General features: G+C 62.2%; 4 protein-coding genes. All 4 read left to right on the top strand.

What is annotated here, in order from left to right; translation table 11 throughout:
• Window positions 1-234: 234 nt before the first annotated feature.
• The 4 genes from Cth01_RS15790 to Cth01_RS15775 all read left to right on the top strand — a co-directional run bounded on the left by Cth01_RS15790 (window position 235) and on the right by Cth01_RS15775 (window position 18646).
• The gene (locus tag Cth01_RS15790) at window positions 235-1470 is read left to right on the top strand and encodes a sensor domain-containing phosphodiesterase (RefSeq protein WP_034395745.1); all 1236 of its coding nucleotides are present in this window, start codon (window positions 235-237) and stop codon (window positions 1468-1470) included.
• A gap of 1014 nt (window positions 1471-2484) precedes the next feature.
• Window positions 2485-4026, top strand: a complete 1542-nt coding sequence (locus Cth01_RS15785; protein WP_233425186.1) for a TolC family protein — start codon at window positions 2485-2487, stop codon at window positions 4024-4026.
• A 17-nt stretch (window positions 4027-4043) separates the two neighbouring features.
• Window positions 4044-4826, top strand: coding sequence for an efflux RND transporter periplasmic adaptor subunit (locus tag Cth01_RS15780; protein WP_045839815.1), 783 nt, complete (start codon window positions 4044-4046; stop codon window positions 4824-4826).
• 209 nt (window positions 4827-5035) lie between these two features.
• Complete coding sequence (locus Cth01_RS15775) at window positions 5036-18646, top strand: Ig-like domain-containing protein (RefSeq protein WP_052703348.1); 13611 nt, start codon at window positions 5036-5038, stop codon at window positions 18644-18646.
• The last annotated feature ends 21 nt before the right edge of the window (window positions 18647-18667 follow it).

Raw genomic sequence — 18667 nt, 5'->3', positions numbered from 1 at the left:
AGGTGGCGACATATGCCACGAAGCCGTCATACAGAAAAACTCACCGCGGAAACATTCCTGGAGCAGCAGCTGAAATCCAGGTGGATGGCGAAACTGGTGGATTGATTGACATTTTCGCCACGGCAGCTGCTGAGACACTTGTTGGATATCGATGATCATCGCTTCACATTGCATGCTTTTCCAGATTAAATATTGACAAAAGCCGTGTGAGTCGACTGTATGTAAGAGGGGGGCATGCAGATGAACGATCTGGAGGTTGACGGGAATCGCCATCTCAATCATTTGATGAGATCAGGTGTGTGCGCAGAAGGAGTGGATCGCATACTGCGTGCGGTTCGCAAGCATCTGGGAATGGATATCGCCTTTGTCTCACACTTCGGTGCGGCCGAACGGGTGCTCAAGCATTTGGACAGTGTTTCGGGCGGGCCGCTCCATCAAGGCCAGAGCATTCCCATGCAGGAGGGATACTGCCTGAAGGTTGTTCATGGCGAGCTGCCCGAATGCATTCCGGACACAAGTCGTGTGCCGGCTGCTCAGCACATTTCTGCAACACATGCAATTCCAATTGGGTCCCATTTGAGTGTTCCCGTCCGTCTCACGGATGGGCATGTGTATGGGACGCTTTGCTGCTTCAGCTATCTCCCGAATCCAACACTAGGGGAGCGCGACATGCAATTGCTGCGCGCATTTGCAGAGATTCTGGCAGACCGTATCGAAGAGCAGGCTGCCGAGGAGCAGGTCAAGGCACGGTTGGTCGGTGAGGTCCGATCCGCGTTGGCGCACGGTGATCCGAGGATGGTTTTCCAGCCGATCTGCAGTTTGCGTGACAAGGCCATCTGCGGCTTTGAAAGCCTTTCGCGTTTTGATGTCGAGCCCAGGCATGCGCCGGATTATTGGTTCGATGTGGCAGACAAGGCAGGTTTGGGCATTGACCTGGAGTTGTGCGCTGTTTCCAAGGTGCTGCCAGCGCTGGAGCGGCTGCCCGCCAACAGCAGCGTAAGTGTCAACTGCTCGCCACAATTGCTGCTTAGCAGCAAATTCCATCAACTACTTGATGGCATTGATGATCTCTCACGTCTGGTCCTGGAGATTACAGAACATGCTGCGGTCAAGGATTACAAGGCTCTTGCCATTGGGCTGGAGCCTTACCGTCGCCGGGGCGCGAAACTGGCGGTTGACGATGCTGGTGCAGGCTATTCCAGCATGCGGCATATCCTCAATCTCGAGCCCGAGATCATCAAGCTGGATATGAGTCTTACTCACTCTATCGATACAGATGAGAAACGGCGTGCACTGGCCAGAGGCCTCATCAGCTTCGCGCATGAAATAGGAAGCCTGGTGATTGCAGAGGGCGTTGAACGGGCGGAAGAGCTGGATATGCTGCAAAGGCTTGGAGTGGATTGCGCTCAAGGGTATTTGCTTTCCAGGCCACTTGAGATTGATGCCGCGGCGGTGTTCTCGCTTCACTAGTCGGCAGGTGTCGCTACATGGGCGGTCGCATCGTTTGGGTGTCTGGCAACCGATCTCGTCCTGCAGACGGCTGGCTTAGCTGGCTTCGTTCGCCTGCATCGAGCAGGCCTTGGCTCTTCTCGTGACTCCTTTGCAAAGGGCCTGAGCCCATATGGAGCCTCGGGTGACGGGTGCTTGGTTTGAGCTTGGTTTGTGCTTGGCCCTAGCGTAAACATCTATGTAGTGCTGTCAATCAATGCGAGCATACTGTTTGCGAATATCAATTGCACGAGGACGCTATGAAGTGGCTGCTTGTCAGTTTTGCGCTCATGGTGTTGACGCTCTGCGTCAGCTTTGTCGCGTCGGTCGCGGACGACCTGAGGCAAGGCAGCGATCAGGATTGACTGCCGGGGTTTTCAGCACCCCTCATGAGGCATTTCCGCGCCATCGATTGCAATCGTCACGCCCATGATGTTGCGGTCGATTTCCATTGGGCGTCCAGACCCCTCAAGCTTGACGATGTAGCTGCCGCGACTGAACTGCCTGGCTTTGCTGGAGCAGTTTGATGTGCCTGGTGGGCGTTGTTGTGCGTCTTCCAATGCCTCGGAATGCCTGGCAAGCGCGCTTGCGAACGGTGTTGATCTGAAATTCACAGCTCAGGGCTGAAATCTCCAATAGCAGCTATGCGCCGTCGGCTCTGAGAAAACCCGAAGGAGCGCCTTGCTGTCTCCAACCGGAAGCGGCTTTGGAAGCAGCCTCAGGCAGCTACACACTGCACCACAACCGACTCGCTTGACCAGTCTCCACCAAGGACTCAATGCACCAATTGGGGCAAAAAATGAGTGCGGCTGCATGGTGCTTCTGGCAGAAGAAATACCTGATTTCAGTGATTGCGGTTGTCACCTTTGATCAGTAATATCGCGAACACATTTTTTGACAATTAAGACTTTTGCATACTTTTTGAGGTTTGGTGCATAGATTCCATCTGGGCCAGTCTTCTTGTCAAACCGTCTTTGCCACCATCCCCTTGCGAATATGAACGCCATTGCTCACTGCCGGTCCGAGACAAATTTTCGTGGCCGTGTCCGGCTCACGGCCTTGTTGGGCTCTGCCATCTGGCTCACTGGCTGTGCCAACCTGAGCAGTCAGGCGCTCTCGACAGAAGAAATTCAGTCGCAGGTCCAGGCCGATCGGCAAAGCCTCGGCAAGGACGTTGCTCCGCTGACTGGTGCGGTGAGTCTTGAAGAGGCCATTGCGAGAGCCATCAAATACAACGCAGCCCAGCGCCTGCGTGGCATGGAAGAGGCAGTGGCCCAGGGCACGGCCAATGTTGCCAAGTTCGACATGCTGCCCAAGCTGGTGGCCTCGGCCGGCTACCGCTACCGCGACAAGGACCTGATCAGCCGCAGCACGGACTCGGTCACGGGCGCGCCTTCCCTGGCTCATCCCTATATCTCGTCGGATCGTGAGTCGACCTTGGCTTCGCTGAGCTTCTCATGGAGCCTGCTGGACTTCGGTCAAAGCTATTACGCCGCTCGTCAGCATGCGGATCGCGCCCAAATTGCGGCTGAGCGTCGCCGCAAGGCCATACACACGCTGATCCAGGATGTACGTATCGCTTACTGGCGTGTGGCTGCGGCCCAGGCCCTGGAGTCTTCGCTGCAGACCGCAGGCCGGGATGCAGACAAGGCCCTGGAAGACTCGCGCAAGGTCGAGGCGGAAAAACTGCGCTCCCCCATGGAGCCGCTGCGCTATCAGCGCCAGTTGCTGGAGAACATCCGCCTGCTGGAGGCCATTCAGCAGGAGCTGTCTTCCTCGCGCATCGAGCTGGCATCCTTGATGGGGGTCTCGCCCGCAGAGCTGAACCAGCCGCTGCGCGTGATCGAGCCTGCGGCCTCGAATGCCCAGCGCTGGCTGGAGCAGCCGGTGGACAAGCTGGAGGACCGGGCCCTACTGCTGAACCCGGATCTGCGCGAGAGCCTGTACAACGCCCGTATCGCCAATGAAGAGACCAAGCGCGCCATGCTGCGCATGTTCCCCGGCCTTTCCTTCAACTACGGTGTCAACAAGAGCAGCGACAGCTATCTGATTAACGACCGCTGGCAGGATGCGGGCCTGCAGATCTCCTTCAATCTGCTGGGGCTGCTGTCACTGCCTGCACAGCGTCAGCTGGCTGACGCGGGTGTCCAACTGGCCGATCAGCGTCGTCTGGCTACCCAGATGGCGGTATTGACACAGCTGCATGTGGCGCGTCTGCAATTTGCAAACGCCGTGCGCCAGTACGAAAGAGCTCAGACCATTGCCTCGGTGGACCAGCGCCTGTCCGAGCATGTGAACAACCAGGTGCAGGCCGACAAACTCAATGCGCTTGAGCGCGTCTCCCAGCAGACCACGACCATTCTTTCCGTGCTGCGCCGGTATCAGGCCCAATCCAATATGCAGGCCGCCAGCTCCCGCCTGCAAGCCACCTTGGGCATGGAGCCCGTGATCGAAGGCTCGGACAGCATGCCCTTGCCTGAACTAACACAGGCCGTTGGTAAATCGCTGCAAAGCTGGGACGCAGGTCAATTCCAATGAAGTCTTGCGTGTCTCCCTTGATTCTGGGCCTGGCATTGGGCCTGTCGCTCGCCGCTCATGGCCAGAGCGGCCCGGCAGCCCAGAGCCTTCCCAAGACTCAGACCTCCCTGCCCAGCGTGCTGGATCAGCGCGAGATCCGCGCCCAGCTGGCGCCGCGCCGCTACACCACCTTGGCGGCTGAAATCGGTGCCAAGGTGCAGCGCCTGCCCGTGGTGGAGGGCGGTGCCTTTCGCCAGGGGCAACTGCTGGTGCAGTTTGACTGCAGCCTGCCACAGGCCCAGCTGAACAAGGCCCAGGCGGGCGTGGATGCCACCGAGAAGACCTGGAAGGCCAACCAGCGCCTGGCGGAGCTGAACTCCGTCGGCAAGGTGGAGCTGGATGTCTCGCAGGCTGAATGGAACAAGGCCAGGGCCGAGGTCGCCGCCAACCGCAGCCTGCTGAGCAAATGCCAGATCATCGCGCCCTATGCGGGGCGGGTGGCCGAGCAGAAGATCCGCGAGCAGCAATATGCGCAGCCGGGTCAGGCACTGCTGGACATTCTGGACGACTCCGCGCTGGAGCTGGAGTTTCTGGTGCCTTCGCGCTGGCTCAGCTGGCTGCATTCGGGCTCGGAATTCCAGGTGCGCATTGACGAGACCGGCAAAACCTATCCCGCCAAGGTGCAGCGCCTGGCTGCGCGCGTGGACCCGGTGAGCCAGTCGGTGAAAGTCAATGCGGCCATTCACGGAAAGTTTACCGAGCTGATCGCCGGAATGAGCGGGCAGGTGCTGCTGGCACCACCCCAGACTGGCAAGCCCTAGACATTCAAATACAAGAGCATATTGCGCATGCCATTCAAAGGTTTCAGATTACTTTAATGCTGAAGTCTATATATGAAAGGCGCCAAAAGCTCATATTTTTATAGTCCGATAGCAAGAGACCGACAGCTCCCTGGAAGAGGGCAAGCCAGCGGTCTGAACCTGCAAGGCAGGTAAGCGCCATGCCACCTTCATCCCGGAAGGACACTTTGATGATCCGCAAATCTCGCTCATTCTGGAGCCGTCTGACACAGGCCATGACGACGCAGGCAGTGAAGACCGATGCTCCCCAGCGCCTGCAGCCGGCCTCTGCCGTGCGCCCGCTGGCATTGGAGCAGCGCTTTATGTTTGACGGTGCAGCGGCGGTGGATGTGGCGCATGCGGCTACAGATGCTGCGGCGCCTGCGGCCGCAGAGCATATGGTGGACACGGCAACTGCGCTGCGACATGCGCTGACCTCGGAAGCGCAGAGAGCGACCGAGGCTTCGCCGGCGACTACACAGCGCCAGGAAGTGGTCTTCGTTGACAGCAATATCAAGGATTACGAGCAGCTCATCAGCGGCCTGAAACCAGGCACTGAAGTCGTCGTGCTGGATGCGAACAAGGATGGGCTGCAGCAGATTGCCGATTACCTGGACGGCCGCAGTGGCATCGACAGCATCCATGTGCTCAGCCACGGCAAGGTCGGCCAGGTGCAGCTGGGTAGCGATTGGCTCGACAGCGCGGATCTGGCCAGCCGCAGCGAGCTGTTGAATGCCATCGGTCAATCGATGGCCAGTGATGGCGACATCCTGCTCTACGGCTGCCAGGTGGGCGCCAATGGAGAAGGGCGTGCATTCATTGATGGCCTGTCTGCGGCCACCGGCGCCGATGTCGCCGCGTCCAACGACCTGACCGGGGCCGCTTCGATGGGTGGCGACTGGGTGCTGGAGGTCAACCAGGGCACGATCGAATCCAGGGTCGTCGATGGTGTGGCGTCCTATTCCGGGCTGCTGGTGGCAGCAGACGAAAACTACGACGACGACGCCAATCAGAGCTTCAGCACCAGTGTCTTCACCCTGGATGGCGTGAAATACACCATCACCGGTGCCGGAGGGGCCAACTACAGCAGCTTGGTGAGCCGCGACCCTCTCGCCTCCCCCTTGGGGGACGGCGGCTCGGACTACTTCCTGCTCTTGGACTCGGCAGGGCTGTTCGGCGTTACCAGCATCAAGGTCGAGATGGCCGATGGCAGTATGTTCCGCCTCAACGGGCTGAGCTTCGACGGTCTCGCCGACACGAACATACTCATCACCCCCAATGGGGGCTCTGCACTCAGCTTTATCAGCAACAGCTCGTTCATTACCCACGAAAACATCAACACGTCGGGCAACACTGATTTCCAGAACATTTCCAGCTTCACCATCAGCGGCGGCAATATCAGTATTGCCCTGGATGACCTCAATTTCGAGGCGCCACAGGTAATTCCCACCTTGACCTCGGCGACTGTAGCCGACCCCAGTCTCAAGGCTGGCGAGACGTCACTGGTGACCTTCACGTTCAACACTGCCGTGAGTGGTTTCACTACCGCTGACCTCACGGTCGATCACGGGGTTATCACCGGGCTCAGTTCTAGTAACGGCGGCCTCACCTGGACCGGTACCCTGACGCCCGACGCTGACGTCACTGATACGAGCAACCTGGTCACGGTGAACTTGGCGGGGGTTACCTCGGTCAGCAGCAGTACTGCGGGTTCGGGTGCGGCCAGTTCCAACAACTACGCCATCGACACCCATCTCCCGACGGTTACCTCGGTCTCGTCATCGACATCCAATGGAACCTACGCGCCGGGCGCTGTCATCTCCATCACTGTGACCTTCGACGAAGTGGTCACGGTCACCGGTGTTCCCCAGCTCACCCTGGAAACGGGCTCCACCGACCGGGTGGTCAGTTACGCCAGCGGCTCAGGCACCAACACCCTGACCTTCAACTACACGGTGCAGGCGGGCGACACCAGTGCCGACCTCGATTACGTCAGCAGCAGTGCCCTATCGCTCAATGGCGGCACCATCCGCGATGCCGCCACCAACAACGCCACTCTGACTCTGGCTTCACCTGGAGCCGCCGGCTCGCTGGGGGCCAACAAGGCCATCGTCATCGACTCGTCTCCCTCCTTCAGCAACCTCAACGGCGACAGCGTGGCCTGGGCCGGCGTTGGTGGCACCGTGACCCTCGATGTCAGCGGCAATGCCACACTCGCTGACGCCGAATTCGGCGCGCTCAACGGTGGCAATGGCAACTGGGCCGGCGCAAGCCTGACCGTGCAGCGCCCTGGCACTGCGGTTTCCGCCGATATCTTCGGCTTCAATACCTCGGGCGCACTGTTCACCGTCAGTGGCAACGCCCTGCAATCCGGCGGCCTGACCTTCGCCACTTTCACCAACACGGGCGGCGTGCTGACGATCGCCTTTACCAGCAGCGGCACCGCTGCCACGACCGCCCTGATCAACGATGTGGCACACCGCGTCACCTACCGCAGCGACACGCCGGCCGGCGATGCTACCGTCCGCTTCACCCTGAGCGACGGCCCCTCCAGCGCCACGGCTGATACCACGGTCACCAGTGACACCATCTACATCACCAACACCAGCGACACCGCCACGATCAACGTGAGTGACGGCGTGAGCTTCAGCGAAGCGGTGGCGATTGCCGCTGCAGACGCCACTGGCAGCCAAACGCTGGTCTTCTCCAGCAATTTCAACAGCGCCGTATCGTTGGCTGGCAGCCTGTCCATCAACGAAAGCCTGACCCTCAACGCCGATTCGGCCTCGGGCCTAATCATTAGCGGCGGCAATACCATCACCTTGGGTGGCGGCACCACGCTGAACTTCACCAATTCCACCGGCACCGTCACCATCGCCGCCACGCTCGGCGGCAGCGGTGCGTTGAGCAAGGCCGGCGCTGGCACGTTGGTACTGTCGAGTGTCAGCAACGAAGCGAACATGTCAGGTGGCATTACCGTCACCGGCGGCACCTTGCAGGTGCAGAGCGACGATCACCTGTCCTCCGGCACCCTGACGTTGAACGGAGGGACCCTCACCAACGGTACCTCCGCGTTTACCATCGACAATGCCATTGCGCTGGGTGCCAGCGGCGGTACCTTCAATATCGGGGGGGGGAGCGGCGCCGCGCAGGTCACCTTGAGTGGTGTCGTTTCCGGTAGCGGCAGCCTGATCAAGAATGGCCAGGCCATCCTGGAGCTCAGTGGCAACAACACCTATACCGGTGCCACCAATGTCACGGCGGGTACGGTGATCGCCAGCCACGCCAACGCTTTGGGGACCACGGCCGGCGCCACCACTGTCGCCAGCGGCGCCACCGTGCGCCTTGCCGGAGCGCTCACAGTCGCCGAGTCCTTCAGTATCGCTGGCACCGGCAAGGCGGTGTCTGCCGTCAACTACGGCGCGCTCCACCTGAACAGCGGCAGCACGACCGTAAGTGGCACAGTGACGCTGACGGCAGCTGCCGACATCAGCGCGGCCTCCGGCAGTACGCTGACCCTCGCCGGAGCCCTGAATGGGGCGTTCAGCCTGAACAAGACCGACGCCGGCACGCTGGCCCTATCCAATAGCGGCAACGAGGCGGGGCTCACCGCCGGCACCTCCATCACCGCCGGTACGCTGTCGATCGCCAATGACGATTACCTGAGTTCCGGCACCATCACGCTGAACGGCGGCACCCTGGCCATCACCGGCGCCACCACGATCGATAACGCCATTGCGCTGGCTTCCGCTGCGGTCATTTCCACCAGCGCCAATGCCACCCTGAGCGGCGTTCTCAGCGGCAGCGGCACCCTGACCAAATCCGGTGCCTCCACCCTGACCCTTAGCGGCAGTAATACCCACAGCGGTGCCGTCAACTTGTCCGCCGGCGGCCTGACCCTCAGCGGCGGCTCGGCGATTGGCAACAGCAGTGCGGTGACGCTATCGGGCGGCACTACGCTGACCCTCTTCAACGCCGAAACCATCGGCTCCCTGGCTGGCACAGGCAGCGTGGTACTCAACGCGGGTCTGACGACGGGTGGCGACAACACCAGCACGACCTATTCCGGCGTGATCTCCGGCACGTCCGGCCTCACCAAGTCAGGCTCTGGCACACTGACGCTGACCGGCAACAACACCTACACCGGCGCCACCAACGTGTCGGCGGGCGGGCTGACGCTCAACCGCGTCGGCGGCGCGCTGGACGACAACACGTCGGTGGCGGTGGCGTCCGGCGCGACCTTGACCGTCGCGGCCGGCGAGACCATCGACGCCTTGTCCGGCGCCGGTACGGTGGCCCTCGGTACCTCCGCGCTGACGATCGGCATTAACGGCACCAGCAGCACCTTCTCGGGCGCGATCACCGGTTCCGGCACCCTGACGCTGGATGGCGGCGGCACCTTCACGTTGTCCGGTACCAACAGCGGACAGAGCTGGGGGATGCAGGTGTTGAGCGGCGGCACCGTTTCGATCGCCGGCGACGCCAATCTGGGCAGCGGAACCCTGCAACTGAACGACGGCACGCTGTCTGTTACTAGCGCCGGAACCATCGACAATGCGATCTCGTTGGGCGCGAGCGCCGGCAGCATCTCAGTGGGCTCCGGCCTGGCCGTCAGCCTGAGCAGCGCGATCGGCGGTACTGGCGCCCTGACCAAGACTGGCAGCGGTGCACTGACACTCTCGGGCAGCAACAACTACGCCGGCACCACCACTGTGTCCGCCGGCACTCTGTCCGTAGCTGGCAGCACTGCCAGTGCCACCACAGTGGCCGCCGGGGGCACGCTGGCCGGTACCGGTATCCTGGGCGGCAATGTGACGGTGCAGAGCAGTGGCTTGCTCTCCCCGGGTAATGCCGGCGCGGGCAGTCTGACGATCAACGGCAATCTGCAGATGAACGCGGGCAGCGTCCTGGCTGTCGAGATCAACGGCACCACAGCTGGCACCCAGTACGACCAAGTAGTGGTGAATGGCGCGGTGATCGTTGCCGGCGCCACCCTTTCCGCCACCCATGGCTACACGCCCGGCCTCGGCGACGTCTACACCATCATTTCCAACAATCTCGCGGATGCCGTCACCGGTAGCTTCAGCGGCCTCGCCGAAGGCGGCACCCTGACTGCCGGTGGCAATAGCATCCAGCTGACCGCCAACTACGCCGCTGGCGACGGCAACGACTTCACCCTCACAGCGCCGATCAACAGCATGCCGGTGGTGACTGGTCTTGACGGCGACAGCACGCCCTATACCGCCGGCACCACGGTGGTGCTCGACGCCGGCGGCAACGCTGTAGTCAGCGACGCCGAAGACGACTTGGCGAACTGGAGCGGCGCCAGCCTGGTGGTGCAGCGCTATACCGGCGGAAGCGCCGACCCGAGCGCCAACGACCTGTTCGGTTTCGACCTCAGCAACGCCAACTTCAGTGTCAGTGGCAACGCCTTCAGCGGCGACCTGCAGTTCGCCGGTCTCACCTTCGCGACCTACAACTACGCCGGCGGCGTGCTGACCATCACCTTCACCGGCAGCAGCTTTCCGGCGTCCACCGCGCTGGTGCAGGACGTGGTACGCCATATCAGCTACAACAACGCCACGCCCTACGGCGACGCGAACATCCGTTTCGCGCTCACCGACAGCCTGGGCGGCACAGTCAACAGCGACGTGACGCTCACCTGCAACACCATCTACGTCGACCAGAGCAACGACGACGCCGGCGGCGACGCGGCGGACGGCTTCAGCCTGCGTGAAGCGTTGGCTCGCGGTGCGGCCCAGGGCGGCGCGGACACGATTCGAGTGGTACTGGCTGATAACAGCACCATCACCCTCGGCAGCGGCGTCACCGGAGGCGCGGGCGACACACTCGATCTGGATGGTGCCAATGGACTTACTATCGGTGGCAGCACCATTACCCTGGGTGGTGGTTTCACCATCAGCAACGGTTTTACCGACACCGCCACGATCGCCAGCACGCTGGCCGGCAGCGGCTCACTGACCAAGACAGGCGCCGGCACGCTGACGTTGGCCAGCACCGGCAACGAAGCCGGCTTCTCGGGGGCTATCGCCATTGATGGCGGCACCCTGGCGGTCGGCACCGGCGATGCGCTCGGCAGCGGTGAGCTGCAGTTCAACGGCGGCACCTTCGATGTCACCACTGGCGGTGTCACGGTCGACAACAACATGGTCTTCGGTGCCGGTGGTGGCTCGCTCCACGCCGACGTCGACTGGACCGCCTCGGGTGTGTTCTCCGGCGGCGGCACGCTGAGCAAGACCGGTATATTCGGCACCCTGGCGCTGAGCGGTACCAGCCAGCACACGGGCACTACAGTTCTCGGTGAGGGCATCCTGGCCGTCGGCAGCGACAGCAACCTCGGCAGCGGTCTGGTGAGCGTCTATGGCGGCACCTTCTCGGTGACCAGCAACGGCCAGACCATCGACAATGCGTTCGACATCACCAGCCGCTCGGGCGCAATCGAGCTCGGCTTCGGCATCGAAGCCACGCTGTCGGGCCTGATTACCGGCAGCGGCGACTTCTTCAAGAGCGGCAGTGGCACGCTCAACCTGATCAACATTGGCAACAGCGCCAGCAACTGGACCTTCGGCCAGATCAACGGCACGACGGTGGTCACCTCGGCCGACCAGATCGGCGGCGGTATCCTCAAGCTCGCCGGCGGTACGCTGGCGGTCAATTCCAACAGCACCTTCACCCTCAACCGCACGACTCAGGTGCTCAGCGCGGTCACTCTCGACGCCACTGGCAGCGGCACTGGCGTGGTGATCAGCCTCGGTGGCCTGACGAGCGGCAGTGGGGCGTTCAACCTCAACGCTGGCGATAGTCAGATCTACCTGAGCAACGCCAGCGGCCTGAGCGGCAATCTCACCCTGTCCTCAAGCGGCGGTACCGGCCTGGTGGCCGCGATCGGCAACAGCACCCTGGGCAGCGGCACGATCAACCTGACCGCTGGCGCCACGCTCGGCGTGGCCGGCAGCGGCCGTACCTTCAGCAACGACATCGTGCTGCTCGGCGACGCCACGCTGCGCACCGGTTCCCCGGCTACGGGCGATGACGACATCACCTTCAGCGGCGTCATCAGCGAAAGCGGCGGCGCGCGCAACCTGACGGTGAATGCCTACTCGGTCGGCGGCAACCATACCGACGTGGTGCTGGCGGGCAACAACACCTACACCGGCACGACCACGCTGGTCGCTGGCACCTTGAGCGTGGCGTCCGACGCCAACCTCGGTGGCGGCGACCTGATCCTTGCCGGCGGTACGCTGGCCGTTGGCGGCGCTACCACTATCGACAACAACGTGATTATGTCGGGTGGGGCGACTATCCAGGCTGATGCGGCGACCACCCTGTCCGGTGTGATTTCCGGTGGCGGCACACTGACCAAGAGCGGCAGCGCGACCCTGACGCTGACCGGTGCCGAGACCCACACCGGCGCGACCACCGTCTCCGCCGGCACCCTGGCGGTCAACGGTAGCACGGCCAGCGCCACCACCGTGTCCAACGGCGGCACCCTGGCCGGTACTGGTGCCCTGGGCGCAGTGACGGTGCTGAGCGGCGGTACGCTTGCCCCGGGCGGTAACGCGGCGGGCATCCTCACCATCAATGGCCCCCTCTCCATGGCCGCCGGGAGCACCCTGGCGCTGCAGATCAATGGCCTGACCGCGGGCTCCGGCTACGACCAGGTCGTGGTGAACGGTACGGTGGACATGAGCGCCGCCAACCTGGCCGTCACCCACGGCTATGCGTCGGCGGAAGGCGACGCCTACACCATCATCAGCAATGACCTCGCCGATAGCGTGACCGGCACCTTCAGCGGTCTTGCCGAGGGCGGCATCATGGCCGCCACTGGCAACGGCACCGCGCTGACCACCAGCTACATCGGCGGCAACGGCAACGACGTCACCCTCACGGCACCCATCTTCCCGCGGGTGACCGGTGTGACCTCCAGCAACGGCAATGGCCAGTACGGCATCGGCGACGTCATCACCATCACGGTGACCTTCGACGCCAATGTCAGCGTCACTGGTACCCCCCAGCTGCTGCTGGAGACCGGTGCCACCGACCGGCCCCTCAACTACGTTTCCGGTTCGGGCAGCAATACCCTGACCTTCAGCTACACGGTGCAGGCGGGTGACGTTGCGGTCGATCTCGACTATGCCGCCACCACGGCGCTGACCCTCAACGGCGGCACTATCAAGGGCGCTGCCAGCCAGGATGCCATCCTCACCTTGGCCGCCCCCGGCGCCGCCGGCTCCCTGGGGGCCAACAAGGCCCTGGTGGTCGATGGCGTGCGGCCGTCCGCCAGCATCTCGCTCAGCGACAGCAGCCTGACGGCGGGTGAGACCGCCACGGTGACCATCACCTTCAGCGAGGCGGTGACTGGTTTCAGCCTGGCGGACCTGACGGCCCGCTACGGTACCCTGAGCAACCTGAGCACCAGCGACAACATCCACTGGACCGCGACCCTGACGCCGGACGCCGGCAATACCAGCAACGGCAACTATGTCTCTCTGGACAACAGCCTCTACACAGATGCCTCGGGCAACACAGGCGCCGGCGTGGCCCTGTCCAGCCTCTACGCCGTCGATACCCAACGGCCGACCGCAACGATCGTGGTCAGCAACAACTCGTTGAATATCGGTGGCAGCAGCCTGGTAACCATCACCTTCAGCGAGGCGGTGACCAATTTCGGCCTGGCCGACATGTGGGCGACCAACGGCACCCTGAGCAACTTGAGCACCAGCGACAACATCACCTGGACCGCGACCCTGACCCCGACCAATGGCGTCACCCACAGCGGCAATGTCGTCACCCTGAGCAACTTCGAGGTCAACGACCTGGTGGGCAACGCCGGCACCGGCACCACCAACTCCAACACCTACTCGGTCGACACCCAGCGGCCGACCGCGACCATCGTGTTCGCCAAACCGAACATGGGCATCGGCCAGATGTCGCTGGTGACCATCACCTTCAGCGAAGCGGTGAGCGACTTTACCAATGATGACCTGACGGTGAGCAACGGTACCCTGAGCGCGGTGAGCAGCAGCGACGGCGGCGTCACCTGGACGGCCACCTTCACCCCGACGGCGGGCATCAACAGCGCCAGCAACTACGTCATTCTCGACAACACGGGTGTGCTCGACGGGGCGGGCAACGTCGGTAGCGGCACCACCACGTCCAACAACTATGGCATCGATGGCGTGCGACCCACCGCCACCGTGGCCATCGACAAGAGCTCATTGATCATCGGCCAGACCGCGCAGGTGACCATCACCTTCAGCGAGGCGGTGACCAGTTTCTCCAACAGCGACCTGACGGTGAGCAACGGTACCCTGAGCGCGGTGAGCAGCAGCGACGGTGGTGTCACCTGGACCGCCACCTTCACTCCGGCCGGGAACATCACCAGCGCCAGCAACGTCATCACCCTGGGCAATACTGGCTACACCGACACCGCTGGCAACGCCGGGACTGGCACCAGCGTGTCGAGCAACTACGCGATCGACACCCAGCGCCCGACCGCCACCATCGTCATGTCGGACCCAAACCTGAGCGCCGGCGAGACCTCGCAGGTGACGATCACCTTCAGCGAGGCGGTGACCGGTTTTACCTTGGGCGAATTGAACGCCGGCAACGGCACCCTGAGCAACCTGAGCAGCAGCGACGGCGGCGTCACCTGGACCGCGACCTTCACCCCGAACGCCAACACCAGCAGTGGGACCAACGTCATCACCCTGGCCAATACCGGGATCTTCGACATCGCGGGCAACAGTGGCGCGGGTACCACCAGTTCGGTCAACTACAGCATCGACACCGTGCGTCCCACCGCGACCATCGTGGTGGCCAATCCGGCGCTGAAGATCGGCGACACCTCCCAGGTGACCATCACCTTCAGCCAGGCGGTGAGCGGTTTTACCAACGCCGACCTGACGGTGGTGGGGGGCACCCTGAGCGCGGTGAGCAGCGCCGACGGCGGTGTCACCTGGACCGCCACCTTCACCCCGGCCGGCGACATCAGCAACGCGGCCAACCTGATCACCCTGGACAACAGTGGTGTCAATGCGGCCTCGTCGGGCAACACCGGCACGGGTCTCACCACCTCCAACAACTATGTGATCGATACCCAGCGGCCGACCGCAACCATCGTGGTGGCCAAAGACCAACTGGGTATTGGCGGCAGTTCGCAGGTGACCATCATCTTCAGCGAGGCGGTGACCGGTTTCAGCCTGGCCGACCTGACGGCCGGCAACGGTACCCTGAGCAACCTGACCACCAGCGACAACATCACCTGGACTGCCACCCTGACGCCGGCGGTGGGCGTGAACGCGGGCAACAACCATGTCAGCCTGGATAACACCGGCGTGACAGACATTGCAGGTAACGCGGGTTCCGGCACCACCGACTCGAATGCCTATGCAGTGGACAGCATCCGGCCTACAGCGACCATCGTGATAAACGATCCAACGTTGTCGGCTGGCGAGAGCACCACCGTGACCATCACTTTCAGTGAGGCGGTGACCGGTCTCGACAACAACGATCTGAGCGTGCCCAACGGCACGCTCGGCACGCTCAGTTCCAGCGATGGCGGGATCACATGGACGGCGACCTACACCCCGAATCTCAACGTTCGCGACACCAGCAACGTCATCGTCCTGAACAACACCGGCTATACCGACCTAGCCGGCAACGCCGGCGTCAGCGTGACCAACTCGGCGAACTTCACCATCGACACGGTGCGCCCGACGGCGACCATCGTGGTGGCCAACCCGGCACTGAATGTCGGCGCCACTTCGCTGGTGACCATCACCTTCAGCGAGGCGGTCAGTGGGTTCACCAATGCCGATCTGGTGGTGAGCAACGGTACCCTGAGCGCCGTAAGCAGCAGCGACGGTGGCGTCACTTGGACCGCGACCTTCACACCGTCGGTGAATATCGCCGACACCACCAACGTCATCACCCTGGACAACAGCGGCGTGCAGAACGCGTCAGGCAACGCCGGCAGCGGCGCCACTACGTCCAACAACTACTCGATCGATACCCTGCGCCCGACTGCGACCATTACCGTGGCCAATCCCAATCTGGGCGTCGGCCAGGCCACGATGGTGACCATCGCCTTCAGTGAGGTGGTAAGCGGTTTCAGCCTGGCTGACCTCAGCGTCGCCAACGGGGTGCTGTCCAACCTGGCAAGCAGTGACGGCGGTAAGACCTGGACCGCGACCCTGACGCCCACTGCGGCGATTACCGATCAGGCCAACCTGATCGTGTTCGATACCGCGCTGGTTTCCGACAATGCGGGCAATGCCGGGGTCGGTATCGCGATTTCCAACAACTACGCCGTCGACACCCTGCGACCGACGGCCACCATCGTCGTAGCGGATGCGGCGCTGCAAGCCGGAGAGACCACCACGGTCACTATCACCTTCAGTGAAGCGGTGAACGACTTTACCAATACCGACCTGAGCGTCAGCGGCGGCACCTTGAGCCCGGTCACGAGCAGCGATGGCGGCATCACCTGGACGGCGACCTTCACGCCCACGGCCAACCTGGAGAGCACGGTCAACCGGATCACGCTGAGCAACGCTGGAGTGACAGACAAGGCGGGCAATGCGGGAGTGGGCACCACCGACTCGAACAACTACGCCGTCGACACCCTGCGACCGACGGCCACCATCGTCGTAGCGGATGCAGCACTGCAAGCGGGAGAGAGCACCCTGGTCACTATCACCTTCAGCGAAGCGGTGACGGGGCTGGATGTTGGTGACTTCACAGTTGCCAATGGCAGTCTGAGCAATCTGATGTCCAGCGACGGTGGCTTGACCTGGACGGCGTCGGTGACGCCGACTGCCGGCATCACCGACGCCACGAATATGATCGGCCTGAACAACGCCAGCTACACCGATCTGGCGGGTAACACGGGAAGCGGCACAACCGACTCGAACAACTTTGCCATCGACACCCTGCGACCTACGGCCACCATCGTCGTAGCGGACGCAGCGCTGACGGTAGGCGAGACCACCATGGTCACCATCACCTTCAGCGAAGCAGTGAACGACTTCACCAATGCCGACCTGAGCGTCAGCGGCGGCACCTTGAGCACGGTCACGAGCAGCGATGGCGGCGTCACCTGGATTGCGACCTTCACACCCGCGGCCAACCTGGAGAGCACGGTCAACCGGATCACACTGAACAATACCGGAGTGACAGACAAGGCGGGTAATGCGGGAGTGGGAACCAGCGACTCGAACAACTACGCCATCGATACGCTGCGCCCGACCGCGACCATCGTGGTGGCCGACAACAACCTCCGGATCGGTGAAACCTCGCTGGTGACTATCACCTTTAGTGAAGCGGTCACCGGCTTCACCAATGCCGACCTGACGGTGGCCAACGGCACGCTGAGCAACGTCAGCAGCAGCGATGGCGGCGTCACCTGGACTGCGACGTTCACGCCGACCAGCAACATCACTGACGCCAGCAACCTGATCACCCTGGACAATTCCGGGGTGACTGACGCTGCCGGCAATGCTGGCAGCGGCACCACCGATTCGAACAACTACGCCATCGACACCCAGCGCCCGAGAGCCAACATTGTGGTGAACGACGCGGCGCTGGCGGTGGGCGAGAGTTCCACGGTCATCATTACCTTCAGCGAAGCGGTGACGGGGCTGGATATTGGTGACTTCACTGTGGCGAACGGCAGTCTGAGCAACCTCAGCAGCAGCGACGGCGTCACCTGGACGGCGACCCTGACGCCGACAGCCAGCATCACCGATGCCAGCAATGTGATCACGTTGAACAACACCGGCTATATGGATGCGGCAGGCAACAGCGGCATCGGCACCGCAATATCCAACTCTTATGCCATCGATACCCTTGATCCGGTTGCGCCAGAAATTACTCTGGATCAAGCCACGCTGGTGAATGGGCGGCAAGTCTCGCCAACGGGCTTGGTCTTCATTTCTGGTCTGGAAACGGGAGGAAGCTGGCAGTACTCCTTGGACAATGGCGTTTCCTGGCTTGAAGGCCGCGGGAACTCCCTCCAGCTACCTGGTCTCGGGGCATTCAGCCTCTGGGTTCAGCAAAGGGACGTGGCGGGCAATGCATCTTCGGTAACTTCACTCAGCGGCGTTGTTGAACCGCTGGTACCTCCTGCCGTGCATGCTCCATTTGCCTTTGCTGTGAGTAATTCCTCTGATGGACTTGGTCTCGCTCCATTTCAACCTTCCGAGGTACCAGAACCGAATGCTGATTTTCTGCATCCTGCGTCGATGATGCTCGGCTCCGTATCTCGAGACACAGGGATGCCTCGTCAAGATAGCTGGTCTGAATATGGCCTTCCGCAGTCAATTGCAGGCGTCAATGACTGGATGTGGGCGTCGCTTTTCGCACCGGCAGAACCCAATCGCTCTGGATTTGATCCGGCTCCTGAGCAGTTCTCGGTCACGACTGGAGCCAGCATTCTGGATCTGAAGCCCGTCCTCCTGGCGTCGGAGAGCCCGTGGGATATCGAGTCACTCCAGTTCAGCCTCTCCGGTAAGCAGGAGCTTCCCGGATGGGTTCGCCTGGACCGTCAAAGCGGTCAGCTAACCATCAACGCACCCAAGGACCTCAGCGCAACGCTTGTCCTTCAGATCAAGGTCAGCGATGGAAAAGGCCACGAGTCGGTGCGGACTGTCAAAGTGGTCATCGGCGATGCAAGGGCGACGTCCAGCGCACCCGCAGGGCGGGCTGGGCTGAGTGAGAAGATGGCAAATGCAGCGAATCAGCAGGTGGGGAAAAGGATGTCCATGTATGTCCATGGCTAAAGGATTGATGGGTGATGCCCA

Source organism: Comamonas thiooxydans, assembly GCF_000964545.1.
GTDB classification, from domain to species: Bacteria; Pseudomonadota; Gammaproteobacteria; order Burkholderiales; family Burkholderiaceae_C; genus Comamonas; species Comamonas thiooxydans.
The sequence above is the reverse complement of the archived record's forward strand: the minus strand, read 5'-3'. Positions and strand labels throughout refer to the sequence as shown.